A 613-nucleotide genomic window follows, 5' to 3' on the forward strand; every position below is an offset into this window, starting at 1 on the left:
AGAACGTCGTGAGACAGTTCGGTCCCTATCTGCCGTGGGCGCTGGAGAACTGAGGGGGGCTGCTCCTAGTACGAGAGGACCGGAGTGGACGCATCACTGGTGTTCGGGTTGTCATGCCAATGGCACTGCCCGGTAGCTAAATGCGGAAWAGATAACCGCTGAAAGCATCTAAGCGSGAAACTTGCCCCGAGATGAGTTCTCCCTGAGACTATAAGTCTCCTGAAGGGACGTTGAAGACTACGACGTTGATAGGCCGGGTGTGTAAGCGCAGCGATGCGTTGAGCTAACCGGTACTAATGAMCCGTGAGGCTTAACCTTACAACGCCGAAGATGTTTTGGCGGATGAGAGATGATTTTCAGCTGATACAGATTAAGTCGTCCGGCTAACGCGGGATGGCAACAGAATTTGCCTGGCGGCWSTAGCGCGGTGGTCCCACCTGACCCCATGCCGAACTCAGAAGTGAAACGCCGTAGCGCCGATGGTAGTGTGGGGTCTCCCCATGTGAGAGTAGGGAACTGCCAGGCATCAAACAGACAGAGCCCCGTGCGAAAGCACGGGGCTTTTTCTTTTGGATCTTATTCATACCATTATCCTGAACTACCTGAACTACCT

General features: G+C 53.9%; 2 rRNA genes. Both read left to right on the forward strand.

Going from position 1 to position 613, the window contains the following annotated elements:
• Window positions 1-318: ribosomal RNA gene (locus AC1DPX_RS35085) — 23S ribosomal RNA — on the forward strand; the annotation flags it as partial.
• A gap of 91 nt (window positions 319-409) precedes the next feature.
• Window positions 410-525 (forward strand): 5S ribosomal RNA (rrf, locus tag AC1DPX_RS35090).
• Window positions 526-613: the final 88 nt, after the last annotated feature.

The sequence above is a fragment of the Mesorhizobium sp. 01N446 genome, from assembly GCF_056399285.1.